24 protein-coding genes are annotated in these 25211 nt (G+C 61.7%); 11 read left to right on the top strand and 13 right to left on the bottom strand.

Annotation, left to right across the window (positions count from 1 at the left end; genetic code table 11):
- Positions 1-20: 20 nt before the first annotated feature.
- Genes HGO40_RS03170 through HGO40_RS03160 form a run of 3 tightly spaced genes read left to right on the top strand, consistent with a single transcriptional unit; the run spans position 21 to position 3710 of the window.
- Positions 21-1829: a sensor histidine kinase gene (locus HGO40_RS03170; RefSeq protein ID WP_250961857.1), complete on the top strand. Its 1809-nt coding sequence runs from the start codon at positions 21-23 to the stop codon at positions 1827-1829.
- Positions 1826-3217 carry a sigma-54-dependent transcriptional regulator gene (locus HGO40_RS03165; protein WP_250961856.1) on the top strand — a complete coding sequence of 464 codons (1392 nt, stop codon included), beginning with the start codon at positions 1826-1828 and terminating at the stop codon, positions 3215-3217. The genes HGO40_RS03170 and HGO40_RS03165 overlap by 4 nt, the downstream gene beginning before the upstream one ends.
- 37 nt (positions 3218-3254) lie before the next feature.
- Positions 3255-3710 (top strand): YiiD C-terminal domain-containing protein, encoded by a 456-nt coding sequence (locus HGO40_RS03160; protein ID WP_186707286.1) that lies wholly within the window; start codon positions 3255-3257, stop codon positions 3708-3710.
- 95 nt (positions 3711-3805) lie between these two features.
- On the opposite strand, the gene cysQ is transcribed toward HGO40_RS03160, so the two are convergent.
- Entirely contained in the window at positions 3806-4633 is an 828-nt protein-coding gene (cysQ, locus tag HGO40_RS03155) for a 3'(2'),5'-bisphosphate nucleotidase CysQ (protein ID WP_250961855.1), read from the bottom strand.
- On the bottom strand, positions 4630-5196 hold the full coding sequence (gene nudE, locus HGO40_RS03150; RefSeq protein WP_186707288.1) for an ADP compounds hydrolase NudE: 567 nt from the start codon (positions 5194-5196) through the stop codon (positions 4630-4632). Before nudE ends, cysQ begins: the two co-directional genes overlap by 4 nt.
- An 88-nt stretch (positions 5197-5284) precedes the next feature.
- Between nudE and yrfG the strand changes: the two genes are divergently transcribed.
- Positions 5285-5947, top strand: a complete 663-nt coding sequence (gene yrfG, locus HGO40_RS03145) for a GMP/IMP nucleotidase (protein ID WP_250961854.1) — start codon at positions 5285-5287, stop codon at positions 5945-5947.
- Between the two features lie 111 nt (positions 5948-6058).
- On the opposite strand, the gene lysM is transcribed toward yrfG, so the two are convergent.
- Positions 6059-6499, bottom strand: a complete 441-nt coding sequence (gene lysM / locus HGO40_RS03140) for a peptidoglycan-binding protein LysM (RefSeq protein ID WP_186707290.1) — start codon at positions 6497-6499, stop codon at positions 6059-6061.
- A gap of 133 nt (positions 6500-6632) precedes the next feature.
- Here lysM and HGO40_RS03135 point away from each other — a divergent pair, with 133 nt between their 5' ends.
- The 4 genes from HGO40_RS03135 to HGO40_RS03120 all read left to right on the top strand — a co-directional run bounded on the left by HGO40_RS03135 (position 6633) and on the right by HGO40_RS03120 (position 11643).
- Entirely contained in the window at positions 6633-7520 is an 888-nt protein-coding gene (locus tag HGO40_RS03135) for a LysR family transcriptional regulator (protein ID WP_250961853.1), read from the top strand.
- A gap of 93 nt (positions 7521-7613) precedes the next feature.
- Positions 7614-8453, top strand: coding sequence for a formate dehydrogenase accessory sulfurtransferase FdhD (gene fdhD / locus HGO40_RS03130; RefSeq protein WP_250961852.1), 840 nt, complete (start codon positions 7614-7616; stop codon positions 8451-8453).
- Positions 8450-10798, top strand: coding sequence for an FdhF/YdeP family oxidoreductase (locus tag HGO40_RS03125; RefSeq protein WP_250961851.1), 2349 nt, complete (start codon positions 8450-8452; stop codon positions 10796-10798). The genes fdhD and HGO40_RS03125 overlap by 4 nt, the downstream gene beginning before the upstream one ends.
- A 359-nt stretch (positions 10799-11157) precedes the next feature.
- Complete coding sequence (locus HGO40_RS03120; protein WP_250961850.1) at positions 11158-11643, top strand: glycine zipper domain-containing protein; 486 nt, start codon at positions 11158-11160, stop codon at positions 11641-11643.
- Positions 11644-11727: 84 nt separating this feature from the next.
- On the opposite strand, the gene HGO40_RS03115 is transcribed toward HGO40_RS03120, so the two are convergent.
- From HGO40_RS03115 to HGO40_RS03095, 5 genes are all read right to left on the bottom strand, one after another.
- The gene (locus HGO40_RS03115; RefSeq protein WP_250961849.1) at positions 11728-12147 is read right to left on the bottom strand and encodes an acyl-CoA thioesterase; all 420 of its coding nucleotides are present in this window, start codon (positions 12145-12147) and stop codon (positions 11728-11730) included.
- 41 nt (positions 12148-12188) lie between these two features.
- Positions 12189-13415, bottom strand: coding sequence for a 3-hydroxyacyl-CoA dehydrogenase (locus tag HGO40_RS03110; protein ID WP_250961848.1), 1227 nt, complete (start codon positions 13413-13415; stop codon positions 12189-12191).
- Positions 13416-13524: 109 nt separating this feature from the next.
- On the bottom strand, positions 13525-15453 hold the full coding sequence (locus tag HGO40_RS03105; protein WP_250961847.1) for a RecQ family ATP-dependent DNA helicase: 1929 nt from the start codon (positions 15451-15453) through the stop codon (positions 13525-13527).
- Between the two features lie 181 nt (positions 15454-15634).
- Positions 15635-15862, bottom strand: coding sequence for a DUF7683 domain-containing protein (locus HGO40_RS03100; protein WP_250961846.1), 228 nt, complete (start codon positions 15860-15862; stop codon positions 15635-15637).
- Positions 15859-17070, bottom strand: coding sequence for a colicin E3/pyocin S6 family cytotoxin (locus HGO40_RS03095; RefSeq protein ID WP_250961845.1), 1212 nt, complete (start codon positions 17068-17070; stop codon positions 15859-15861). The genes HGO40_RS03100 and HGO40_RS03095 overlap by 4 nt, the downstream gene beginning before the upstream one ends.
- A gap of 190 nt (positions 17071-17260) precedes the next feature.
- On the opposite strand from HGO40_RS03095, the gene HGO40_RS03090 reads away from it, so the two are divergent.
- A complete protein-coding gene (locus HGO40_RS03090; RefSeq protein ID WP_250961844.1) occupies positions 17261-17623 on the top strand; it encodes a DUF1493 family protein in 363 nt (120 codons plus the stop codon).
- Between the two features lie 138 nt (positions 17624-17761).
- On the opposite strand, the gene HGO40_RS03085 is transcribed toward HGO40_RS03090, so the two are convergent.
- The 3 genes from HGO40_RS03085 to HGO40_RS03075 all read right to left on the bottom strand — a co-directional run bounded on the left by HGO40_RS03085 (position 17762) and on the right by HGO40_RS03075 (position 21073).
- Positions 17762-19306, bottom strand: coding sequence for a phosphoenolpyruvate carboxykinase (locus tag HGO40_RS03085; RefSeq protein WP_250961843.1), 1545 nt, complete (start codon positions 19304-19306; stop codon positions 17762-17764).
- A gap of 178 nt (positions 19307-19484) precedes the next feature.
- The gene (hslO, locus tag HGO40_RS03080) at positions 19485-20387 is read right to left on the bottom strand and encodes an Hsp33 family molecular chaperone HslO (protein WP_186707302.1); all 903 of its coding nucleotides are present in this window, start codon (positions 20385-20387) and stop codon (positions 19485-19487) included.
- Between the two features lie 281 nt (positions 20388-20668).
- Positions 20669-21073 (bottom strand): RNA-binding S4 domain-containing protein, encoded by a 405-nt coding sequence (locus HGO40_RS03075; RefSeq protein ID WP_250961842.1) that lies wholly within the window; start codon positions 21071-21073, stop codon positions 20669-20671.
- Between the two features lie 236 nt (positions 21074-21309).
- On the opposite strand from HGO40_RS03075, the gene rimB reads away from it, so the two are divergent.
- Positions 21310-21792 (top strand): retropepsin-like aspartic endopeptidase RimB, encoded by a 483-nt coding sequence (gene rimB / locus HGO40_RS03070; protein WP_446534749.1) that lies wholly within the window; start codon positions 21310-21312, stop codon positions 21790-21792.
- Positions 21789-22694, top strand: a complete 906-nt coding sequence (gene rimK, locus HGO40_RS03065; protein ID WP_250961841.1) for a 30S ribosomal protein S6--L-glutamate ligase — start codon at positions 21789-21791, stop codon at positions 22692-22694. The genes rimB and rimK overlap by 4 nt, the downstream gene beginning before the upstream one ends.
- Before the next feature lie 86 nt (positions 22695-22780).
- Here rimK and HGO40_RS03060 read toward each other — a convergent pair whose 3' ends face one another.
- Together HGO40_RS03060 and ompR are read right to left on the bottom strand one after the other, a co-directional pair.
- Positions 22781-24094 (bottom strand): ATP-binding protein, encoded by a 1314-nt coding sequence (locus tag HGO40_RS03060; RefSeq protein ID WP_250961840.1) that lies wholly within the window; start codon positions 24092-24094, stop codon positions 22781-22783.
- 114 nt (positions 24095-24208) lie between these two features.
- A complete protein-coding gene (gene ompR, locus HGO40_RS03055; protein ID WP_250961839.1) occupies positions 24209-24949 on the bottom strand; it encodes an osmolarity response regulator transcription factor OmpR in 741 nt (246 codons plus the stop codon).
- Between the last annotated feature and the right edge of the window lie 262 nt (positions 24950-25211).

The following is a 25211-nucleotide window of genomic DNA, read 5'->3' as shown; positions in this document are numbered from 1 at the left end:
ACCACAGGCGCCCCATGTTCATGAATTCCACCCTTCCTCGCAGACCCCGTTGGCGCAGCCTGGCCTTGCTCGCGCTGTGCCTGGCGCCGTTGCTGTGGCCGTTGGAGCACCTGGCCGAGCGTTATTACCGCAGTGAACTGGCCGGCCAGAACCGCCAGACCCTGGACCTTTACGTCGCCAACCTGCTGGGCACGCTGCACCGCTATGAAGTGTTGCCACAGATCCTCGGCGAGCTGCCGGCCTTGCGCGCCGCCTTGTCGGCCCCGGACGACGGCGTCACCCAAGGCAACGCCAACCGGCTGCTGAAAAACATCAGCGCCCAGACAGGCGCCGAAGTCATGTACCTGATGGACCCTTCCGGCAAGACGCTGGCCGCGTCGAACTGGGACAAACATGACAGTTTCGTTGGGCGTAATTTCGCCTTCCGGCCGTACTTCATCGAAGCCATGGCCGGGCGCCTGGGGCGTTTCTTCGGTTTGGGCACGACGTCGGCCAAGCGCGGTTATTTCTTCGCGGCCGCCGTGCACGATCGCGAAAAAGTCATCGGCGTGCTGGTGGTCAAGGTCGACCTCGACCACACCGAAAGCCTATGGGGCAAGACCCCGGAACAATTGCTGGTGACCGACCACAACGGCGTGGTCATTCTCACGTCGCGCCAGGAATGGCGCTTTCGCGCGACCCGGCCCCTCAGTGACGACGAGCGCAAGGCCATCAGCGCGGTACAACCTTATCCAACCCGCGATCCCAAGCCACTGAACCTGGATGCCAACGCCTGGCTGCCCCAGACCCAATCCATCGAAGAAACCGGCTGGAGCGTGAGCATCCTCGCCCCGCGCACGCTGATCGACCGTCCCGTGCGTACCGTGGTTGCCACCGGTGGCGCGGCCTTGCTGGTCTTGATGCTGTTGCTCGGGTTGATGATGCAACGCCGGCGCCACTATCTGCATCGGATCGCCTTCGAAGCCAAGGCCCGCCAGGAGCTGGAAGGCCGGGTGGCCGAACGGACCAGCGACCTGGAAGGGCTGAACCGGCGACTGAGACAAGAAGTGCTGGAGCGCGAGCAGGCCCAGCAGGAATTGGTCCGCGCCCAGGATGACCTGGTGCAGGCCGGCAAGCTGTCGGCCCTGGGCACCATGTCGGCGAGCATCAGCCACGAGCTCAACCAGCCACTGGCGGCGATTCGCAGCTACGCGGAAAACGCCGAGATCCTGCTTGACCACCACCGCACCGAAGACGCCCGCGGCAACCTCAAGCTGATCAGCGAACTGACCGGGCGCATGGCAGCGATCATCGCCCACCTGCGCGCGTTCGCCCGTCGCGACCGTCCTGCCCCGGAAAGCGTCGCCCTGCAGCCGGCGCTGGACGATGCCCTGGCGCTGCTCGCCAAACGTCGGCGCAGCATGGAAGTAGAGCTGATCCGCGACTTGCCGGCCGCCACGCTGTGGGTCGAGGCCGGCGAAACCCGCCTGCGCCAGGTACTCGGCAACCTGCTGGCCAACGCCCTCGATGCGCTCACCGAGAAGGGCCCGCCGCGTAAACTCTGGATCAGTGCCCAGGCCACCGACACCGGCGTCAACCTGTACATCCGTGATAATGGTCCAGGGTTTTGCATGGAAGCCTTGGGCCGCGCCGGCGAGCCTTTCTACACCACCAAGACGCGCACCCAGGGCCTTGGCCTGGGGCTGGCGATCTGCGACACCCTGATGCGCGCCTTCGGGGGCGAACTGTCGTTCGCCAACCACAAGGAAGGCGGCGCCCTGATTACCCTGAAGCTGCGGGCCGGTGCGCCCGGGGTGAGCCTGCAACCGTCCGAGGACCGAAGTGTATGACCATCGATAACCGGATTGAGGTGGTGCTGATCGATGACGATCCCCATCTGCGTCAGGCCTTGAGCCAGACCCTCGACCTGGCCGGCCTGAAAATCCTGCCCCTGGCCGAAGCCAAGGGCGTGGCCGGGCAGCTGCCCCGTGACTGGCCGGGGGTGGTGGTCAGTGATATTCGCATGCCGGGCATGGACGGCCTCGAACTGCTGGGCGAACTCCACGCGCAAGACCCGGAACTGCCGGTGCTGCTGATTACCGGCCACGGTGATGTGCCGCTGGCGGTGCAGGCGATGCGCGCCGGAGCCTACGACTTCCTGGAAAAACCGTTCGCCAGCGATCACCTGCTCGACAGCGTACGCCGCGCCCTGGCCTTGCGCCGCCTGGTGCTGGACAACCGCAGCCTGCGCCTGGCCCTGAGCGATCGTCATGAACTCAGCGCCCGCCTGGTCGGCCAATCGACCCCGATGCTGCGCCTGCGCGAGCAGATCGGTGCCCTAGCCGCCACACGTGCCGACGTGCTGATCCTCGGTGAAACCGGCGCCGGCAAGGAAGTGGTCGCCCGTGCCTTGCACGACCTCTCCGGCCGGCGCAATGGCCCCTTCGTGGCGATCAACGCCGGTGCCCTGGCCGAGTCGGTGGTGGAGAGCGAACTGTTCGGCCACGAACCCGGTGCTTTTACCGGTGCGCAGAAACGCCGCATCGGCAAGTTCGAGTTCGCCAACGGCGGCACGCTGTTCCTGGATGAGATCGAGAGCATGAGCCTGGATGTCCAGGTCAAGCTGCTGCGTCTGCTGCAAGAGCGCATGGTGGAGCGGCTGGGCGGCAATCAACAGATCCCTCTGGATATCCGTGTCATCGCCGCGACCAAGGAAGACCTGCGCCAGGCCGCCGACCAGGGGCGTTTTCGCGCCGACCTGTATTACCGCCTCAACGTCGCGCCGCTGCGCATACCGCCGTTGCGCGAACGGGGCGAGGATGCGCTGATGCTGTTCCAGCATTTCGCCAACGAAGCCAGTGCCCGACATGGCCTGCCGCCCCACGAATTACAGCCGGCGCACCGGGCGTTGCTGCTGCGCCACAGCTGGCCGGGCAATGTGCGAGAACTGCAGAACGCCGCAGAACGCTTTGCCCTGGGCCTGGAGCTGGCCCTGGACAACAGCGCGCCCGACGGCAACCCTGGGGCACCGGTGGAACTGGTCAGCGGCGGCTTGAGCGAGCAGGTGGAAAACTTCGAGAAAACCCTGATCGCCGCCGAACTGGCCCGCCCCCACAGCTCAGTGCGCAGCCTGGCCGAGGCCTTGGGCATTCCCCGCAAGACCCTGCACGACAAGTTGCGCAAGCATGGCCTGACCTTCGGCGACAGCAGCCAGGGGTCGGCCGATGAATCCGATTGAATTATCGTCATTACCCTGTCAAGCAAGAGGCCCCGCAATGAACCGCGACAGCCGTTACCTGGAATCGATCCTGCACCACGACATCCCCTTGACCCGGGACATGGGCCTCAAGGTGCTCGATTGGCAGGCCCGGCAACTGCGCCTGTCCTTGCCGTTGGCGGCCAACGTCAACCACAAGAGCACCATGTTCGGCGGCAGCCTGTATTGCGGCGCCGTACTCGGTGGCTGGGGCTGGCTGCACCTGGCCCTGCGCGAGGAAGGCATTGAAGACGGGCATATCGTGATTCAGGAAGGGCAGATCAGTTATCCGCTGCCGGTGACCCGCGATGCGGCCGTCGTCTGCCAAGCGCCTGAGGAAAAACTCTGGAAACGCTTCCTGGCCACCTACCGGCGTTACGGACGGGCGCGGCTGGCCTTGCAGACCCAGGTGATGAACAGTGGGAGCGAAGACGTGGCGGTGCAGTTCGAGGGGCAATACGTGTTGCACCGCTGAAACAGCACATGGCCTGGATTGTAGGGTGGGTAGCCCCTGTGGCAAAAAGCACTCTTGCCAGACAAAAAGCTTTCGCCACAAGAATCAGGTAGGGCTCAGGAGCGAGCCAGCTCCAACAGCTTCCCACGCCACGCCGCTTTCGCCGGCAACGCCAGGAACGACGCATTCAACAGCGACTCACGCGGTGGATAACAGAACGGCTCGCCGCTCAAGTCCAGCACCGCGCCTCCCGCACCTTCCAATACTCCCTGGGCGGCGGCGGTGTCCCACTGGGAGGTTGGCGCCAACCGTGGATAACAGTCCGCCGCGCCTTCGGCCACCAGGCAAAACTTCAACGAGCTGCCAATACTGGTCAGTTGCAGCTCACCCAGGCTCGCGCTCAAACCGTTGAGTAGGCGCTCCTGCTCCGGGCTGGTGTGCCGGCGACTGGCGACCACGGTGAACGCCTCGCCTGGCGCCACTGCGTCACGGACCGCGATAGGCAAAGGTACGCCCCCCTTGTCACCACGCCCGGCACCCAGCCCGGCGCCACCCACGTAGAAGCGACCACTGGTGGGCATCGACACCACGCCGAACACCACGCGGCCCTGTTCCACCAAGGCAATGTTGACGGTGAATTCCTCGCTACCGGAAATGAATTCCTTGGTGCCATCCAGCGGGTCCACCAACCACCAGCGTTGCCAGCCGGCCCGCACGCTTTGGGCGATATCCGCGTCTTCTTCGGAAAGGATTGGAATGTCCGGGGCCAGCGCCGCCAGCCCGGCCACGATCACATCATGAGCCGCCATGTCGGCAGCGGTCACCGGCGACTCGTCGGCCTTATGATTAACCAACACGTTGGCGCGCCAGAACGGCAGGATCGCCTCGCCGGCCTTGAGCGCCAGCTCGACCACCGGGGCCATCAGCGAATGAGGAAATATCATGACAGGAACGCTCCACGCTGGGCCAGCAGGTCACGGGCCAGGTACAGCGCCGCCAAGGCCCGGCCCTCGGTGAATTGCGGGTTTTGCGCCAGGGCCGACAGCTCGTGCAGGTTGACCTTGTCCACGCGCATCGGCTCGGGCTCGTCGCCCTCCAGCCGCTCTTCATACAGATCGGTCGCCAGCACCACTTGGATCTTCTGGCTCATGTAGCCGGGGGACAGCGACAACTCGGTCAGATGTTCCAACTGTCGCGCCCCGAAACCGGCCTCTTCCTTGAGCTCCCGCTCGGCCGCCGCCAGTACATCTTCCCCTGGCTCGATCAAGCCCTTGGGCAGGGATAACTCGTAAGCATCGGTGCCACCGCAATACTCTTCCACCAGCACCGCATGGTCGGCGTCGAGCATCGCCACGATCATCACCGCGCCGTAGCCTGCACCCTTGCTCGCCAGACGCTCATAAGTGCGCTCCACACCGTTGGAAAACCGCAATTTCAGTTCTTCCACGCAGAACAGGCGGCTGGTAGCGACGATCCGGCGATCGAGTATGGTGGGTTTCTGGCGCATAAACGGCTCCCTGGGCGATAGCGGGCTACTATACCCGGCCTATTCTGATTGTTTGTGTCGGATATCCGATTACCGCTGGAGAAGTTTTATGGCCTTGCTGCCCTGGCATGAGATCGATACGGTTCTGCTGGACATGGACGGCACCCTGCTGGACCTGCATTACGACAACCACTTCTGGCTCGAACACCTGCCCCAGCGCTACGCCGACCTGCATGGTGTGAGCCGGGCGATGGCCGAGATGGCGCTGCAGCCATTGTTCGAGCGCAACGCCGGCCAGTTGCAATGGTATTGCCTGGATTTCTGGAGCGCCGAGCTGAAACTGCCGGTGCGCGAACTGAAGTTGGACACCGCCCACCTGATCGCCTTGCGCCCGGACGCCGATACATTCCTGGCCGCGATTCAGCGCGCCGGCAAACGCGTGGTGATGATCACCAATGCCCACCGCGATTCGTTGTCCTTGAAGTTGGAGCGCATCGAACTGGCCCCCTACTTCGAGCGTTTGATCAGCTCCCACGACTACGGCTTCCCCAAGGAAAACCCGCAGTTCTGGGACGCACTGCAAGCCGACCTGAATTTCGACCCGGCCCGCAGCCTGTTCATCGACGACACCCTCCCGGTGTTGCGCAGCGCCCGGGATTTCGGCGTGGCGCACCTGCTGGCCGTCAGCGAGCCGGACAGTCGCAAGGGACCGAAGGATACGGGGGAGTTCGAGGCATTGGGGGATTATCGCGATTTGATCGAAGGGCTCTGAACCGTGGTGCCTTCATCGCGAGCAAGCTCGCTCCCACACTGGTTTCGCGGCGAACCAAAAAAACCTGTGGGAGCGAGCTTGCTCGCGATGAAGGCACCACAGCCCTGGAAGTTATTCAGGGATACGCAGCACCTGCCCCGGGTAGATCTTGTCCGGATGCGACAGCATCGGTTTGTTGGCCTCGAAGATCTTGTTGTACTTGTTCGCGTCGCCGTACTCGGCCTTGGAGATGGCGCTGAGGGTGTCCCCCTTCTTCACAGTCACGAAGCGCGCCGCTTGTGCCACTGGGCCAGTCACGGTGATCTGGTCGTCTACGCTACCGACACCGGCGATATTACCCACCGCCAACAGGATTTTTTCCTTCTCTTCCTGGCTCGCCACTTCACCTGTGACGATGACTTTGTCGCCCTCGATGGTCGCCTGTACATTCGGATTACCCAGGCCGACCTTTGCAATGTGCTCTTTCAGTTGTTCGCTGGCATTGGCGTTACCGGGGGTCAGCAGGTCGATCAGCTTTTCACCGGCTTCCTTCACAAAGCTAAAGATACTCATGGCACACGCTCCTTGATTTAAGTGTCCAGACGCAAAGACTAGACCAGGCGAGACGAACCCGGTTCCCAGCCGACCAATGACCCCGCCACGCGCAAGCGCTAGAATCCGAATCTTCCCGCGCCCTGGAGCGAAGATGGACATCAAGCAGCTGAAATTTCTCATCGCGCTGGACGAAACCCGTCACTTCGGCCAAGCCGCCGCACGTTGCCATATCACCCAGCCGACGTTGTCGATGCGCCTGCGCAGCCTTGAAGAAGAACTCGACCTGCCATTGGTCAACCGCGGCCAGCGCTTTGAAGGTTTTACCGCGCCGGGGGAACGGGTGCTGGCCTGGGCACGCACGGTGCTGGCGGCCTATGACGGGCTGCAGGCCGAAGCAGCGGCCTGCCGCGGCAACCTGGTGGGCACGCTGCGCCTGGGCGTGGTGCCGTTGTCGGACTTCGACCCGCTGGCGATGATGCAGCGCTTGCACACCGAGCACCCCAGCTTGCGTTTCGAATTGTCGTCCCTGAGTTCCGAACGCATCCTCGAACAGTTGGCGAACAACCGCATCGACCTGGGCATCTCCTACTTGGAGCGGCTGGACAATGAACGCTTCGAGGCCCTGCCCTTCAGCCCCACCCGCATGGGTTTGCTTTACGACCAGCGGTATTTCTTTTTCGGTGAACAACCGCTGAGCTGGGAGGCGCTGATCGAACTGCCGCTGGGCATGCTCACCAGCGGCATGCATTTTCGTCAGTCCATCGACCACAATTTCCACAGCCGGGGTCTGACGCCCCAACCGCTGTTGCAAACCGACGCGGTGCATCAATTGTTACAAGCTGTGCATGGCGGATTGTGTTGCGCGGTGATGCCCCTGGACAGCGGCCTGAATGTCCTGACCGAAGACTTGCGCATCCAGCCCATTGAAAACGCCCAGACGCTGGTTTCGCTGGGCCTGATCATGCGACGCGGCGCCCCCCGCTCGGCGTTGGCCGAGGCCTGTTTTGCCCTCTATCAGAAATCATCGACGACTTCTTGATCGACGTCATCTATTGGAAGATCAGTAATAGCGATTAGACGTGGCAGATTGCCGCATTTAGTCTTAGCACTATTCCTACTTTCAGTGATGCCTATGAACGACAAGCCTCCGGTCAGTCCAGCGCCTGGGATGGAAACATCCGCGCCGGCCGCCAGCCAGAGCTATCGCTACTGCAATCTGGACCACGCCCAATCGGACAGCACCGCGCTGGCCGAGGAAGTGGCGCTGGCGATTGCCTATAACGGCATCAGCCAGGCGGTCATGCTGGTCACGCCCACCGACCTTGAAGACTTCATCGTCGGCTTCAGCCTCGGCAGCGGCATCATTGAAGACTCATCGGACATCTATGACCTGCAACTGAGCGGCACAGGTGCCGCGCACTACGCCCAAGTGACCATCGCCAACCGCGCCTTCTGGAACCTCAAGCAGCAACGCCGACAGTTGGCGGGCACCAGTGGCTGCGGGTTGTGCGGTGTGGAAGCGGTGGAACAGGCCTTGCCCAACCTCAAGGTGCTGCCCGGCGCGCCCTTGCCTGCCGCGCAATGGCTCGATGGCCTGCGTGACCGTATCGGTCAGTTCCAGCCCTTGGGCCAACATTGCGGCGCGGTGCATGCAGCCTTGTTCATGAATGCCCAGGGTGAGTTGCTCCTGGGTCGCGAAGACATTGGTCGGCACAACGCCCTCGACAAACTGATCGGCGCGCTGATCCGGCAACAAATCCCGGTGGCCGGTGGCGTGGCGATCGTCACAAGCCGTTGCAGCCTCGAACTGATCCAGAAAGTACTGCGCGCCGGCATCCAGACCCTGGTCAGCCTGTCGTCGCCCACGGGCCTCGCCGTGCAATGGGCCCGTCAACACAACCTCAACCTCATCCACCTGCCGCAAAAAAGTGCGCCGCGGGTCTACAGCCCTGCGATGGAGAAACAAGCGTGAGCAATCATCAACAAGCCGACCAGAAACCCGTACCACGCTACAAGCCCTACAAGGGCCCAGCCGGTGGTTGGGGTGCGCTGATCAGTGTCGCTCAGGCCTGGTTGACCAGCGACAACGCGCTGAAAAACATCCGCATGATGCTCAAGACCAACCAGAACGGCGGTTTTGACTGCCCGGGCTGTGCCTGGGGCGACTCGCCGGAAAGCGGCATGGTCAAGTTCTGCGAGAACGGCGCCAAGGCCGTGAACTGGGAGGCTACCAAGCGCCGTGTCGATGCCGCATTTTTCGCCAGGCACAGCGTGACCTCGCTGCTGGAACAGAGCGACTACTGGCTCGAATACCAAGGTCGCCTGACCGAGCCAATGCGCTACGATGCCGAAACCGACCGCTACAAGCCCATCAGTTGGGAAGCGGCGTTCGCCCTGGTTGGCAAGCACCTGCAAGGGCTGTCCAGCCCCAACCAGGCCGAGTTCTACACCTCGGGCCGGGCCAGCAACGAAGCGGCCTATTTGTATCAACTGTTCGTACGCGCCTATGGCACCAACAATTTCCCTGACTGCTCGAACATGTGCCACGAGGCCAGCGGCGTAGCGCTGGCCCAGAGCGTGGGCGTGGGCAAGGGCACGGTGACATTCGACGACTTCGAGCACGCCGACGCGATTTTCGTCTGGGGCCAGAACCCTGGCACCAATCATCCGCGGATGCTCGAACCACTGCGCGAGGCGGTGAAGCGCGGCGCCCAAGTGATCTGCATCAACCCGCTCAAGGAGCGTGGCCTGGAGCGCTTCCAGCATCCGCAGAGCCCGATCGAAATGCTCACCAACGGCAATAAGCCGACCAACACCGCGTATTTCCGCCCGGCCCTGGGGGGGGACATGGCGATCTTGCGCGGCATGGCGAAGTTCTTGCTGCAATGGGAGCGGGAGGCCCAGGACAGCGGTGCGCCGGCCGTGTTCGACCACGCGTTCCTCAACGAACACAGTGCCAACGTGCTGGATTACCTGGCAGCGGTCGACGATACGCCTTGGGCGCAGATCGTCGAGCAATCGGGCCTGACCCTGGTCGAAATCGAACAGGCCGCGCGCATGTACGCCAGAAGCAAGAACGTGATCATGTGCTGGGCGATGGGCATCACCCAGCACCGTCACTCGGTGGCGACCATCCAGGAGATCGCCAACGTGATGATGCTGCGCGGCAACATTGGCCGGCCAGGCGCTGGCCTTTGCCCGGTCCGCGGCCACAGCAACGTGCAGGGCGACCGGACCATGGGTATCAACGAACGTCCGCCAGTGGCGTTCCTCGACACGCTGGAGCGGCGCTTCCAGTTCAAGGTTCCGCGTGAGAACGGCCACAACGTGGTCGAGGCGATCCACGCCATGGCCGACGGCCAGGCGAAAGTATTCATCGCCCTGGGCGGCAATTTCGCCCAAGCCACGCCGGACAGCCACCGCACGTTCCAGGCCCTGGCCAATTGCGATCTGACAGTGCAGATCAGCACCAAGCTCAACCGCAGCCACCTGGCCCACGGCAAGGACGCGCTGATCCTGCCGTGCCTGGGCCGCACCGACATCGACCTGCAAACCGAAGGCGCGCAAGCGGTGACCGTGGAAGACTCCTTCAGCATGGTGCATGCCTCCATGGGTCAGTTGCAGCCACTGTCGAACCAGATGCGCTCGGAACCGTGGATCGTCGCCGGCATCGCCGCCGCCACGCTGGGTAGCCGCCCGGTGGATTGGAACTGGCTGGTGGCCGACTACAGCCGCATTCGCGACCTGATCGCCGAGACCGTCCCCGGCTTCAAGGACTTCAACGAAAAGCTGAAGAACCCCGGCGGATTCTACCTGGGCAACAGCGCCGGCTCGCGACGCTGGAACACCCCGTCGGGCCGCGCCAACTTCAAGCCGAACCTGTTGCCGACCGACCTCGTGCATGAGCGCACCCGTGCCACCGGCCAGTTGCCCGACCTGATCATGCAGTCCATGCGTTCCCACGATCAGTACAACACCACTATTTACGGCCTCGACGACCGCTATCGCGGTGTAAAGGGCCAGCGCGACGTGTTGTTCGTCAACGAAGCGGACATCATTCGCCTGGGCTTCAAGCCGGGGCAGAAAGCTGACATCGTCTCGCTCTGGGAAGACGGTCGCGAGCGCCGGGTCAAGGGTTTCACCTTGCTGGCGTTCGACATTCCGGCCGGGCAGGCTGCGGCCTACTACCCTGAGGTGAACCCGCTGGTCCCGCTGGAAAGCACCGGTGATGGCAGCCATACGCCGACGTCGAAATTCGTCGCGATCCGCCTGGAAGCGGCGAGTGAGAACGGACTGATCCTGGCCAAGTCGGCTTGATACAACCTTTTGGATCATGGTGGTCGTGTGGCAGGGAGCTTGCTCCCGCTGGGCTGCGTAGCAGCCCCTTCCATCCATTCACCTGACACGCCGAGATGCTAAGCTTCAGGGCCGCTTCGCGCCCCAACGGGAGCAAGCTCCCTCGCCACAAACGACTTTTCGAACGGGCACAAAAAAGGCCGTTTCCCATGGAAAACGGCCTGTCTCAAGTAGCTAAAGACCGGCCAATTCACCTTAAGTTCCCACCGAAAAACAATAACTTAGAGAATTGTGCACAAGTCGTGCTACTCGTCGGATTTCGATTGTAAGCAAGCGAAGCCAGCCTCAGGATCGCGCCGTCATCCCTTTGAGGCTCCTCTATGAAGTTCTCCTCCATTCTCTTGTTGTCCCTTAGCCTGGCCAGTGGCATCGCTTCCGCCGGTGGTACTGCCGAAGCAGGTGTGGGCGGCGCATTAGGCGGGGTTTTGGGTTCGGTCGTCGGCCAGTCCCTGGGCGGCAATACCGGTTCCACTATCGGCGCGGCGCTGGGCGGTGCAGGCGGTAGTGCAGTCGGTGCAGACAGCCACAGCCGCGGCGACGCGGCAATCGGCGGCGCGCTGGGTGCGGCCGGCGGTAACGTGGTCGGCCGTAGCGTCGGCGGCAGCACCGGCAGTCTGATCGGTGCGGCAGCGGGCGGTGGCGCGGGTGGCGCCCTGGGTAACTACATGGGCAAGGACGATGACGATGACCGCCGTTATGACGGCCGCCGTGGCGACCGCCGCTACTACCGTGACGGCCATCCGGGTCGCGGCCATGCCTATGGGCATCGCAAGCACAAGCATAAACATCGTTATTACGACGATTGATCGCTGGCTTTGATACCTGCCGATAAAAGATCGCAGCCTTTGGCAGCTCTTCACAGAGCCTGACCGGAGGCTGCGATTTTTGTTTCAGACCACCAAACGCTCCATCGCCCCACGCAGCCGCTCCGGAATCGCCACCGGCCGATTCGATGCCCGATCCACGAATACGTGGACAAAACGCCCCGCCGCGCAGGCCTCTTCCTCACCCGCCTTGAACACCGCCAGCTCGTACTGCACCGCACTGCTGCCCAACTTGCCGACCCGCAGGCCGATTTCAATCCGGTCTGGAAAGGCGATCGAGGCAAAATAGTCGCAGGCCGAACTCACCACGAACCCCACCACCTCTCCGTCATGGATATCCAGGCCCCCGACCTCGATCAGGTAGGTATTCACGGCGGTATCGAAAAAGCTGTAGTAGGTGACGTTGTTGACGTGACCGTACACATCGTTGTCGTGCCAACGCGTGGTGATGGGTTGCAAGTGTGGGTATTCGCTACGTTGGGGCATCAAGTGCTCTTCATGGTTGTTCAATGATTTCAGGATGACGCCTATCGGCTCGCGAACCCCTTTCCCTGCGCCGCCAGTTCGCCGATCAGGCGCGCGGGCTGCCACTGGTCACCCTGCTTCGTTTCGAGCTCCAGCAGGCGCTCGTGGATAGCTTCCAGCCCCTGCCCGTCGGCCCAGGCCATCGGCCCGCCCTTTTCCGCGGGAAAGCCGTAGCCGTTGAGGTAGACCAGGTCGATATCATGGGCCGACTCGGCAATACCTTCCTGCAAGATCTTCGCCCCCTCGTTGACCAGCGCCAGCAAGCAGCGCTCAAGGATTTCCACCGGGCCGATCTCGCGACGCTGGAACCCCAACGCTTCGCTGACCCGCAGCACCAGCGCATCGACCTCGACGTCAAGCTCGGCCTGTCGACTGCCCGGCTCGTAGTGATAGTACCCATTGCCGCTTTTCTGGCCGAACCGCCCCAGTTCACACAAATGGTTGTCCACTTGCACCTCGGGCGCCTCCTGGCCCTTCCCCGCCAGCTCACGGGCGCGCCACTCCAGGTCGATGCCGACGACGTCGTACATGCGGAACGGCCCCATGGCGAAGCCGAAGCCTTGCAACGCCGCATCCACCTGGTAGGGGAACGCCCCCTCCAGCAGCATCTTGCGCGCTTCCAGCACATACGGGTGAAGCATCCGGTTACCGATGAAACCATGGTAGTTGCCCGATATCACGCTGACCTTGCCCATGCGCTTGCCCAGCACCAAGGCCGCGTCCAGAACCGCTTTGGAGGTTTGCGCACCGCGGACGATTTCCAGCAGCTTCATGATGTGCGCCGGGCTGAAGAAATGCAGGCCCAGGACTTGGGCTGGCCTGCGAGTGACAGCGGCGATGGCATCGATGTCCAGTGCCGACGTATTGCTCGCCAGGATCGCCTCGGGCTTCAACAGGCCGTCCAGCTCGCGAAAGATAGTCTGCTTGAGCTCCAGGTTTTCGTAGACCGCCTCAATCACCAGGTCCACGTCGCGGATCGCCGCGTAATCCTGCGCCCGCGTCACCCGAGCAATCCGCGCATCCGCCTCACCCTGGTCGATACGGCCCTGGCGCACGCCATGGGCGTAGGTCTCGGCTACGGCGGCCAACGCTTGCTCGAGCATTTGCGGATTGTTGTCGACCCATTGCACCGCCACGCCGGCATTGGCCAGGCACATCACGATGCCCCGTCCCATGGTGCCTGCACCGACCACCGCGGCGCGCTGAATATCGAAGGGTGTCTGGCTCATGTCTGCTCTCTTGTTTTGGCGATCCGAAGACAGCCTTCACCTTTGTCAGCCAACGAATATTTTTGAAATTTATTCGTGTGATGAGGGGCATTCAGCGGATGGATGCAGCTCACAGGTGCGCTTGGGCCCACTGGCGAACTTCAGCGTATGGATACGTTTCCAGTGCGGCATACCCATGGATCTTCCGTGCCTTCAAACGGGTGAACAGTGGCACGCTGATTCCGCACAGGAACCGGGTGAGGCGCTCGGCAGACGGCACGCTGCCGCTGTGCTGCTCATGCGTGTGGATAAAATCGCCACACAGCGCCTCGAAATCTTTATCCACAAGCGCCGGCAATACGGGCGGCTCCGGCAGGCGGGCGACATGCCCATGGCACACCGAACAATGGCCGCACTGGCGTGGCGCATTGCCGTCGCCGAAGTACTCCGCCAAGCGATGACCCAGACAACGGGCAGTGGCGAACAATTCGAGCATGGCGTGGATCCGCGCGATCTCACCGTGTTCGTGCCGGGTGAAGTAGGCGTGTAGCTCGGTGCTCAAGAGCTGCGCATCCAGATCCGCTTCCAGCACGCTGTACACCTCGGTCATCTGTTTGCTTTCCAGCTCGATCCAGCCCTTTTCCTGGAAATAATCCAGCGCCTTCACCACCCGATTACGCTCGGCGCGATACTGCTGGTACATCCCGTCAAAATCCACCGTGGCCCAACTCCGGGCGCGACTGGAGGTTTGGATGATGGCCGCGACGAAGTCCCGTCGCTCACCTTCGAAGCGCTCCAGCAGCTCGTGCGGCTCGGTCAGGAACTTGAAGCGGTACTCGGCGAAATAGGCATAACGCGGCGCGATCAGCCGGCGCAATTCCAACTGGACCAGCAGCGTCTTGAGCGGCAGTTGCCGGATGTTGCTCTGGTCCGCCAGCGGTCCCAACAAGAATTCCCACTGCCCGTCGGCTGCCGCGGCCTTCAGTTCATCGAGCACGCAACGAATGCCGGTAAGCTCCGGCGTATCGCCATACACGAAGTTCTCCAGCACGTTGAGGCTGTCGCGGTTGGCCAGCACCAGGCAATCGGAGGGCTGCCCGTCCCGTCCCGCGCGGCCGATCTCCTGGCTGTAGTTTTCGATGGACTTGGGCAAGTCGAAATGCACGACGTTGCGGATGTCGCTCTTGTCGATGCCCATGCCAAAGGCGATGGTCGCGACGATGCAATTGGATTGGCCGCCCATGAATCGCCGCTGGATGGTTTCGCGCTGTTCATGGGGCAAACCGGCGTGATAGGCCTCGGCCTGGATACCGTGCCGCCCCAAGTGTTCAGCGATCTGCTCGGCGGTTCGCTGCAAGGTGACGTAGACGATGCTCGGCTGCCCGGCACGCTCGCCCAACCACTGCACCAGTCGCGCGCGCTTGTCGGCACCGCGCACGGGCTCGACCAGCAGATTGAGGTTCGGTCGGTAGAAACCGGTCGTCACCACATCGGCGGCAGCGATGGCGAATTTCGTCTGCATGTCGGCGATGACCTTGGGTGTCGCGGTGGCCGTCAGCAGCAATACCTGGGGAATATTGAACTGGTGCTGGTAGTCGGGAAGCTTGAGGTAATCAGGTCGGAAGTTATGCCCCCATTCCGAAATGCAGTGGGCCTCGTCCACCACCAGCAACGAGATCGGAACCTGCTGCAGGAAATTGCGAAAGCGCTCGTTCTTCAAGCGCTCCACGGAAATCATCAGGATCTTCAACTCACCCGAACGGGCCCGCGCCATGGCGTCGCTGGCTTCGTCACGGCTCTGGGCCGAATCGATGCTGGCCGCCGCGATGCCGTGGCGCTGGAGGAACGCCAACTGGTCCTGCATCAACGCCAGCAACGGTGAGACCACCAGCGTCAGGTGCGGCAAGAGCAGGGCCGACAATTGATACCACAGGGACTTGCCCGATCCGGTGGGAAAGATGGCCGCCGCCGACCGACCGGCAAGCACGGCGCCGATGGCCGCCTCCTGACCGGGACGAAACTGTGGATAACCGAAAACCTGTTCCAGGGTGCTGTGCATGCGCGGTCGCTCCTTTGACTGCTGCGATGCCCAAAGCCTAGCGGGACAATGCGGCGAGTCGAGAAAAGGTCGGGGTTGAATCGATACGGGATGATACAGCCTGAATGGCCGCGACGCGGATCGACTCAAGAGGCAACGCAAGCGAGAAGACGTTTGATAACTGACCGTTTGAGCTTGGCGTTCAGTCATAAGACGTTAAATAAAGATCCAGCCCCGGCGGAAAATTCAATGAGGCCAATCGTTCAATTTCAAGCACCTGCTCTGCTGAAAGTCTGAAGTCCGCACCGATGTGATCATTGCTACCTGCCCATTGCATCACAGGCTTCAAGTCCTCCACCGACAAGCTGATGCTCTGTTCAAATACCAGCTCATCCTTGCCAGGATAAAAACCCAACACCCCAAAACTCATGGCTCTACCTTCCTTGCCTTATCCGCTTTTTTGGTCTGTTCACCCGTGATGTGATTGAACTCACCTAAATGTTTTCCACGCGGGTTGTACTTTTCAAGAGCGCCATGCTGCCGGTCCCATTCATAAATATTACCTTTGCGGTCGTGCCAACGTGGACGTAATCCTCCACCTCCTTGTACGGGAGTTTTAGAGCGACCGCGAACAAGGTCAGGAAAAGCAGGAAGTACGCCTGTCGGGGTCGGGTAATATTTGTGATCAGAAATGCTGAGCACGATATACAACGGCGAAACCCCAGAATCCGCCGGAAACACAAGAATGAAATCCTTATACTCCGGCGGATAGATCGGGTTGACGATGATGCTGTCCGCCGCAGGTGTCGGCGGAAAAATCCAGATGTGCGGAGCCTGTGGCGCGGCCTCCAGCGCCGGGATGCCCAACGTCGCGGATGGATCGACCGCAGGCGTCCAGATCAACTCGACCCCATCGCCAAAGTCCGCCACTTGTTGCTCGCCGCGAGCCTGGAACGTCACCACCGGGATCATTTCCCAGTCACGTCGTGCCTGGGTGTTATAGCCGTATCCCTTGAGCGTGCCATCGGCCTGGGTCTCGACGTGCAACCGCACCCGCGTACGTGCCTGCTCCAGGGAGCGCAGTTGCTCTTCGGTGTACAACGAACCGTCACCCAGGCTCGTGGGCATCAGCAGCCCCACCAGGCCGATCAGTACACCCGCCGCCACGGGTGCAGTGACCGCGCCAGCAGCCCCCGCCGCCACACCAAGGGAAACCGGCATCGCCCTACCCAAGGCAAACGAGCCGAAGCTTGCCGGCAACGACCCACTGAGATTCTTGAGCTGAATGCGCCCTGACTCGTCAGCTTGACGCCCGCCCAACAAGGTAAATTGGCCGTACTCCCTCAGGGCTTCAGTCGGGATGTAGCCGCTCGGGTTGTGATAGTCGATCACCGAATCAGGCAGCTTGCAGGACTTGGCAAATACACAGCCCTTCACGTCGGAAGGTGATGCTTCGCGGACCTGGGTCAAACGCTCGCTCATGTACGCCGTCTGCCTGGCGAGCATGGCCTCATAGGCCTGTTGATCGTCGTCTCTTTTTGCCAGTTCGCTGGGGGTCATGTCCCGCAGGATCCTGTAGCCCCGATCGCCGCCGTAATGCTCCCAGGACTGCGGAACACCGGCCTTCCCTTTCGTCATGCTCATCCCTGCTTGGTCGCCATTAACCCCCATTAAAAGGGCGTGGCGAACCTTACCGAGCGGCCAGGGAAATACTCAGCAGACGGATCCGAGACCACTGTGAGAGCAATCTTCTTTTTCCAATGGGCAACGATTCCTCCTAAACTTTCCCTCCAGACGAACACACGCCAACACCCCCGGAAACCTCGCCATGCACCTCGCCCCAGACTTCCCCGACGATCACGCCATGCGCCAGCTCATGGAGCTGCTCCACGAAGAAATCGGCCTGCCTGAACGCAAGACGATTCGCCTGGACACCGCGATCAATCTCGACTGGGGTTGTGACGTCGCGGACGCTCGGCATCTGATGGAAGCAGTGGAGGAACGGTTCGCCATCGAATTCATCGACTACGACGCCTACCGCTATTTCCAGCCTGAAGGATTCGATGTGTTTCAAAAGCGCAGGGCCAAGGGCCGGGGGAACAAGCTGCCATTGACCATCGGCATGCTTTACAAGGCGATCAAGGCACAGAAATGGGATACGCGGGAAGTGGAGGAGAACGAGGTGATTTGAGCACCTTAAGTGGCATTATTCTGGCTGTCTGGCTCGATTTCAGCTGGAATAATGACAGTTTCCAGCCCCTACGCACCTAACTAACCGCCCATAAAAAACCGCCCATTGAAGGGCGGTTTTTTATTCAACAACCAAGCCTTACAGCTGTGGACCTGCCGCCTTGATCGCGTCGCTCACGTCGAACTTCTTGAAGTTCTCGATGAACAGACCGGCCAATGCCTTGGCGGCTTCATCGTAGGCGGCTTTGTCGGCCCAGGTGTTGCGTGGGTTCAACAGGCCAGTCTCGACGCCTGGAACTGCCAGCGGCACGTCCAGGTTGATGATGTCCAGGTGTTCGGTTTCAGCACCGATCAGCGCGCCGCTCTGGATCGCTGCGATCACAGCACGGGTGGTCGGGATGTTGAAGCGCTTGCCGACGCCGTAGCCACCGCCGGTCCAACCGGTGTTGACCAGGTAGACCTTGGAGCCGACACCACGGATGCGCTTGATCAGCAGCTCAGCGTATTCACCGGCTGGACGCGGGAAGATCGGGGCGCCGAAGCAGGTGGAGAAGGTCGACTTGATGCCGCTGCGCGAACCCATTTCGGTCGAGCCCACCAGTGCGGTGTAGCCGGACAGGAAGTGATAGGCGGCTTGTTCTTCGCTGAGGATCGACACCGGCGGCAGAACGCCGGTCAGGTCGCAGGTCAGGAAGATTACAGCGTTGGGCTCGCCACCGAGGTTTTTCGGTGCGCGTTTTTCGATCAGCTCACGCGGGTAGGCGGCGCGGCTGTTCTGGGTCAGGCTGTCGTCGGCGTAGTCGGCTTTCTTGGTGACGGGGTCCAGAACGACGTTTTCCAGTACGGCACCGTGCTGGATGGCTTTCCAGATGACCGGCTCGTTTTTCTCGGACAGGTCGATGCACTTGGCATAGCAACCGCCCTCGATGTTGAAGACCACGCCCACGCCCCAGCCGTGCTCGTCGTCACCGATCAGGTAACGGCTTTCATCGGCGGACAGGGTGGTCTTGCCGGTGCCCGACAAGCCGAAGAACAGGGTCACATCGCCCTCTTCGCCCATGTTCGCGGCGCAGTGCATCGGCAGCACGTCAACAGCCGGCAGCAGGAAGTTCTGCACGGAGAACAGGGCTTTTTTCATCTCACCGGCGTAGCGCATGCCGGCGATCAGCACTTTCTTGGCCGCGAAGTTGATGATCACGGTGCCGTCGGAGTTGGTGCCGTCGCGCTCAGGCTCGCAGACGAAATTCGGCGCGTTGAGGATCTGCCATTCATCCTTGCCGCCGGCGTTGTATTGCTCGGGGGTGATGAACAGGCATCGGCCGAACAGGTTGTGCCACGCCGTCTCGGTGGTCATCTTGACCGGCAGGTAGTGCGCAGGATCGGAGCCTACATGCACATGGGATACAAAACGCTCGCGCTCGCCCAGGTAGGCCTCAACGCGGCTCCACAGGGCATCGAACTTGTCGGCCGGGAACTTGCGGTTGATCGGGCCCCAGGCGATGGCGTCCTGGGTGGTTGGCTCTTCCACAATGAAACGGTCGACTGGCGAGCGACCGGTACGATGACCGGTACGGACAACCAGCGCGCCAGTATCGGCAAGCTCGCCTTCACCGCGATTCAGGGCTTCTTTGACCAGATCATCGACACTCAGATCGGTGTACACGGCGTTATTGGCTTGCGTCATGAGATTCCCCGTCGGCCCGTGGCCGAGTGCTCCAAACGTTTTGTAGTAGGAAGTCGCGCACTACTACCCGAAAAAAGTGGGCCGGATTATGCCAGAAAACCCCAAAAAGAGTAGGGCCCTCCCGTCAGTACGGCGTAAATCCGGCGTTTGCCAGGAGATTTACCTGCGCTGAACCGTTTTAGTGTCGAGTATCTGACGGTGTGTCGACACCCGCACCGGCGAACAATTGAGCGATGTCCGCCGCGTCGAACAGGTAGCGTTCGTTGCAGAACTGGCAGTCGACTTCGATGGCGCCGCCATGCTCGATCACCAGTTGCTGCGCATCTTCCAGACCCAGACTGACCAGCGCATTGCCGGAACGTTCACGAGAGCAACTGCATTGGAAGCGCAACGGCTGGCCGTCGAACAAGCGTACCTGCTCCTCGTGGTAGAGGCGATGCAGCACCGTTTCGTTGTCCAGGCCCAGTAGTTCATCGGCGCTCAAGGTGCTGGCCAGAGCGGTGATGTGCTGCCAGCTGGCATCACGTTCTTCCGGGTCGCGCAGGCGATCGGCAGGTAGCTGTTGCAGCAGCAAACCACGCGCGCGCCGCCCGTCGGCGTAGAGCCAGAAGCGGGTGTTGGTCTGCTGGGACATGACGAAGTAGTTGGTGAAGCATTCAGCCAGGGTTGCCCCGTCCAGATCGACGATGCCCTGGTAACGCTGGCCTTGGGTCGGATCGACCGTCAGGGCCAGCACGCCGTTGGGCATCATGTCGGCCAGGGTGGCGTCGGGCGCGATCTGTTCGGCGTCATACCGGGCCAGGCCACGGATCTCACGCTCGCTGGAACACTCGATCATCAGCAGCGGGACCGGACCTTCGGAACGCGCCTGGAGAATCAGCAAGCCATCGAACTTCAAGGTGCCCACCAGCAACGCTGCGGCCGCCATCAGCTCGCCGAGCATTTGTGCGACCGGCTCAGGATAGGGGTGCTTGGCGAGGACTTCGGCGTAGCTACGCTCCAACGCCACCAGCTCGCCACGGGCGTCGCTGTCATCGAAGATGAAACGCTGGGTGTAGTCGGTATCCGGTAAATCAGTCATAGGGTCTGGTATCTGAAGTGATGACAAATGATGGCAGGCATTTTAGGGGCATTCAGGGTGGGTTCCAAGCAAGGCTTGGGTTTGCCTGACGGGAAGGGATTGACCACCTACCTGTAGACGCTGTGTAGGAGCTGTCGAGTGCAACGAGGCTGCGATCTTTCCCCAGACAGTTGAATCCAGAGCGAAAGATCAAGATCAAGATCAAAAGATCGCAGGCTTCGCCAGCTCCTACAGAGCCAGCGGGAGCAAGCTCCCTCGCCACGGGTGAAATGACCGGCGTCTTATTCGTTGTTGCTGCCGTGAAACTTGAACAGGTCCCGGCGCTGCTTCTTGCTCGGTTTGCCGTCGGTGCTGCCCCCCAGGGCGCCGGCCTTGCGTTGCGCGGCGGCGGCTTCGCGCTTGGCGATGCTGGCTTCGGTTTCACGATACAGCGCCTGCGCTTCAGGCGCGCCGCGCCGCACGATCGACAGGGCCTCGACCACCACGGTCTTTTCATCGAACCCGGTGCGGATGACAAACTCATCGCCGATACGTGGCTCCTTGCCCGGCTTGCAACGCTCTCCGCGGTGATGGACCTTGCCGCTTTCGATGGCGGTCTTGGCCAGGGCCCGCGTCTTGTAGAATCGCGCCGCCCATAACCATTTATCGAGACGGACCTTGTCGTCCTCTTCCTTTTTTTGTGCCACTGCCATTCCTCTTTTCTGCCAATAGCCGGAACTGTACTACCGTTTTTGTCGGGCGCACGAATCCGGCCCGACGGATAGAATGCCCGTCAAACCGACGCCGTACGCATCGCTGGGGTCGGAATCGGTTACACGCACAAACAAGTGCGTAGATAACTGTCGCCATTTTGTGATTATTCTGCGTGAATACCGCGATTCGCGGAGTCCACGATCCGATGCACTGATCGCAGGTTTTTTTATTGAAGATTTTTGACCATTTGACCGTTGTCGGTCTGCGCGAGTGGGTGGCGCTCCCGGATCTGGGAGTCGCGGGCCTGCGGGCAAAAATCGACACCGGGGCCAGCACCTCAAGCCTGCATGCCACTGACATCGAACCTTTCGAGCGCGATGGCGAAAAGTGGGTACGCTTCACCGCGCACCTCGGCACGGTGGTGCAATTGCGCCATCGCCGCTGCGAAGCCCCGCTGGTGGCGCGCAAGACCATCAAGAGTTCCAACGGTCACGCCCAGGTCCGCTACGTGATCAGCACCACGTTGGCGCTGGGCGACCGGATCTGGCGGGTCGAGTTCACCCTGGCCTGCCGCAAATCCATGCGATATCGCCTGTTACTGGGTTCCAAAGCCTTGATCGACGGCCAACTGGTGGTCAATCCGGGTAGCAAATACGTTCAAGACAAGCCGGCATTCCCGGTGTCCACTACCTCTGCCACAGGTGTTGCATGAAGATCGCTGTGCTGTCGCGTAATCCGCGTCTGTATTCCACCCGTCGCCTGGTCGAAGCAGGGACCGAACGTGGCCATGAAATGGTGGTGATCGACACCCTGCGCGCCTACATGAACATCGCCAGCCACAAGCCGCAGATCCATTACCGTGGCAAACCGCTGGAAGGGTTCGACGCGGTGATCCCGCGGATCGGCGCATCCGTGACGTTCTATGGCTGCGCGGTGTTGCGCCAGTTCGAAATGATGGGGGTGTTTCCCCTCAACGAGTCGGTGGCCATCGCCCGTTCCCGGGACAAATTGCGCTCGTTGCAGTTGCTGTCACGGCGTGGGATCGGCCTGCCGGTCACCGGTTTTGCCCACTCCCCCGACGATATTCCCGACCTGATTGCGATGGTCAACGGCGCACCGCTGGTAATCAAGGTGCTGGAAGGCACCCAGGGCATTGGCGTGGTCCTGTGTGAGACCGCGACGGCGGCGGAGTCGGTGATCGAAGCGTTCATGGGCCTGAAGCAGAACATCATGGTCCAGGAATACATCAAGGAAGCCGGGGGCGCAGACATTCGCTGCTTCGTGGTCGGCGACAAGGTGATCGCGTCGATGAAACGCCAGGCCAAGCCCGGTGAGGTCCGCTCCAACCTGCATCGCGGCGGCAGCGCCAGCCTGATCAAGATCACGCCGGAAGAACGCATGACCGCCCTGCGGGCTGCAAAGGTCATGGGCCTGGCCGTGGCCGGCGTGGATATCCTGCGCTCCAACCATGGGCCGCTGGTGATGGAGGTCAACTCCTCGCCGGGCCTGGAAGGCATCGAGACCACCACGAACAAGAACGTGGCGGGGATCATCATCGAGCACCTGGAAAAGAATGGCGGGCCGAACATGACCCGGACCAAGGGCAAGGGCTGATTCAACACAAACCCCTGTGGGAGCTAGCTTTTGTGGGAGCCGAGCTTGCTTCCACAGCTTCTCTCTGTCTTGCTTGAGAGAGATCGCTACACCGCATCCCGAGGCAGCATCAAGCCCAACGGCAACCGCACCCGAGCTTCCAATCCACCACCGGCGCGGTTGCGCAGCTCGACGTTGCCGCCGTGCATCGAGGCGATGCGCTTGACGATGGCCAGGCCCAGCCCCGTGCCCTTCCCCCCACGGGCGCGATCGCCCCGGGTGAAGGGATTGAAGATGGCTTCCAGCTCCGATGGATCGATGCCGGCGCCACGGTCCATGACGCTCAGCACCACGTAGGGCGCGCTGGTGTCGCCGGAGACATAGGCGGCGACTTCGACGCCAGCACCGGCATGGTTCAGGGCATTGCCGATCAGGTTGTTCAGCAAACGCTTCATCGACACCCGGCGTAATGGAAACGGCTGGATCGGTTCCAGGCGCAACTGCACCTTCTCGTCGTTCTGGTTATAGGGCGCGACCACTTCCCGCACCAACTCGCTGAGGTCCACCTCTTCCACGGACTCATCACGTCCGTCGCGAATGAACGCCAGGAACTGGTCGAGAATCGCGTCCATGTCCTCGATATCGCGGACCATCTCGTCGGTCAGGTCGGTGTGCTCTCCCATCAACTCCAGCGACAGCCGCAGCCGGGTCAGCGGCGTGCGCAGGTCGTGGGAGACGCCCGCAAGCATCAATTCGCGCTCGCGCCCGGCCTGTTCCACATCCTCGGCCATCTGGTTGAAGGCACGGTAGACCTCCGTCATCTCGCTGGGTGTATCGCTGATGGGCAGCCGCACGCTGCGCCCCTGGCCCAGTTGCCGAGCGGCGTAGACCAGGCGCTTCAACGGTTGGTTGAGCTGGCTGACGAAGATCCACGCCGACGCGGTCGACAGCAGGCCGATAGCCAGGAACCAGCCGAGCACGTTCCAGATTTTCTGACCGCGCAGCGGATGCGGATACAGCGGCACCTTCAGCCAGCCATCCCCAAGGCTCGGGGCTCGCACCCAAAGCGCCGGCGGCGAATGCATGCGCAATCGCACCTCGGTATCGGCGCCCAGTTCGGCCTGCATCTGGCGTTGATAAATCTCGCTGTCCGGCCAGTGCTGCTCGCCCACCGGCACGCCGGCACCGACGACGCGGATCAGCGTCGCCGCCTCGGCGATTTTCGCCCGGTTGGTTTCGTCCGCCGCCCAATAAGCCCGGAGGGTCAGAGCCACACCATGGCTGTACTGCCGGTCCACGAGCACGTCTTCGTTCATCAGCAGGTACACCAACGTCAGTGCCTTGGAGAAGAGCACGACGATCAGCACCAGCCAGAGGGTGCGGGAGAAGAAACTCTGGGGGAACCACACGGGGGTTTTCATGAATAACCGCTACACACTTGCAGGAGCGAGCGATGCTCGCACAATGACAGACCGCGAGTCGCCTGGAAGAAGACATTTCAACCGGCCAGGCCACCCGCTCCTACAAATCGCCGATCACTTGCTGGCGGCGCCATCCGGCACGAACACGTAACCGACGCCCCAGACGGTCTGGATGTACCGCGGCTTGGAAGGATCGGGCTCGATCATCCGGCGCAGGCGGGAAATCTGCACGTCGATGGAGCGCTCCAGCGCATCCCACTCACGGCCACGGGCCAGGTTCATCAGATTGTCGCGGGTCAGCGGCTGGCGGGCGTTCATCACCAGGGCCTTGAGCACGGCGAACTCACCGGTGGTGAGCATGTGGACCTCATCGCCGCGCTTGAGCTCGCGGGTGGCCAGGGACAGTTCATAGTCGCCGAAGGTCACGCTTTCGTCTTCGCTGCCCGGCGCACCCGGCACCGGTGCCGACTGGCGACGCAGCACCGCCTTGACGCGGGCCATCAGCTCGTCGGGGTTGAACGGCTTGGCCAGGTAATCGTCGGCGCCCAGTTCAAGGCCCTTGATACGGCTCAGCTCGTCGCCCTTGGCGGTGAGCATGATGATCGGGATCTGGTTGTTGGCGCCGCGCAGGCGGCGGCAGGCAGTCAGGCCGTCTTCGCCGGGTAGCATCAGGTCGAGTACGACCAGGTTGAACACTTCACGGGCCAGCAACCGATCCATTTGCTCGGTGTTCGGGACGGTGCGGGCGCGGTAGCCCTTGCTGACGAAAAAACGCTCCAGCAGGCTGCTCAGCCCTGGATCGTCGTCAACAATCAGAATTTTTTCGCCTTCAGCAGTTTGTGCAGTGCTGCTCATAGGAAGCTCCTTTGATCTCGGCGCGCATTATGGCCTAGCTGCCGTTATACGCACCGTGTGCATTGTTAGCAGATTTTTCCTCGATCTCCAGCAAACCGCCCATCAAAGCCACATTCCACAACGCCCCCCGAACAGCGGAACGCTGGTTATAATGCGCGGCCCTTTGTGCCAGGGCAGACCGGATCGCCGGATCGGCGCCGCGCTTTATTATCCTGGCAAGGCAGCACTTTTTGAATTTCGCGGGTCAACAGGCAGCCTTTTG

The sequence above is a fragment of the Pseudomonas sp. CG7 genome, from assembly GCF_023701885.1.
Classification (GTDB): Bacteria; Pseudomonadota; Gammaproteobacteria; order Pseudomonadales; family Pseudomonadaceae; genus Aquipseudomonas; species Aquipseudomonas zanjanensis.
The sequence above is the reverse complement of the archived record's forward strand: the minus strand, read 5'-3'. Positions and strand labels throughout refer to the sequence as shown.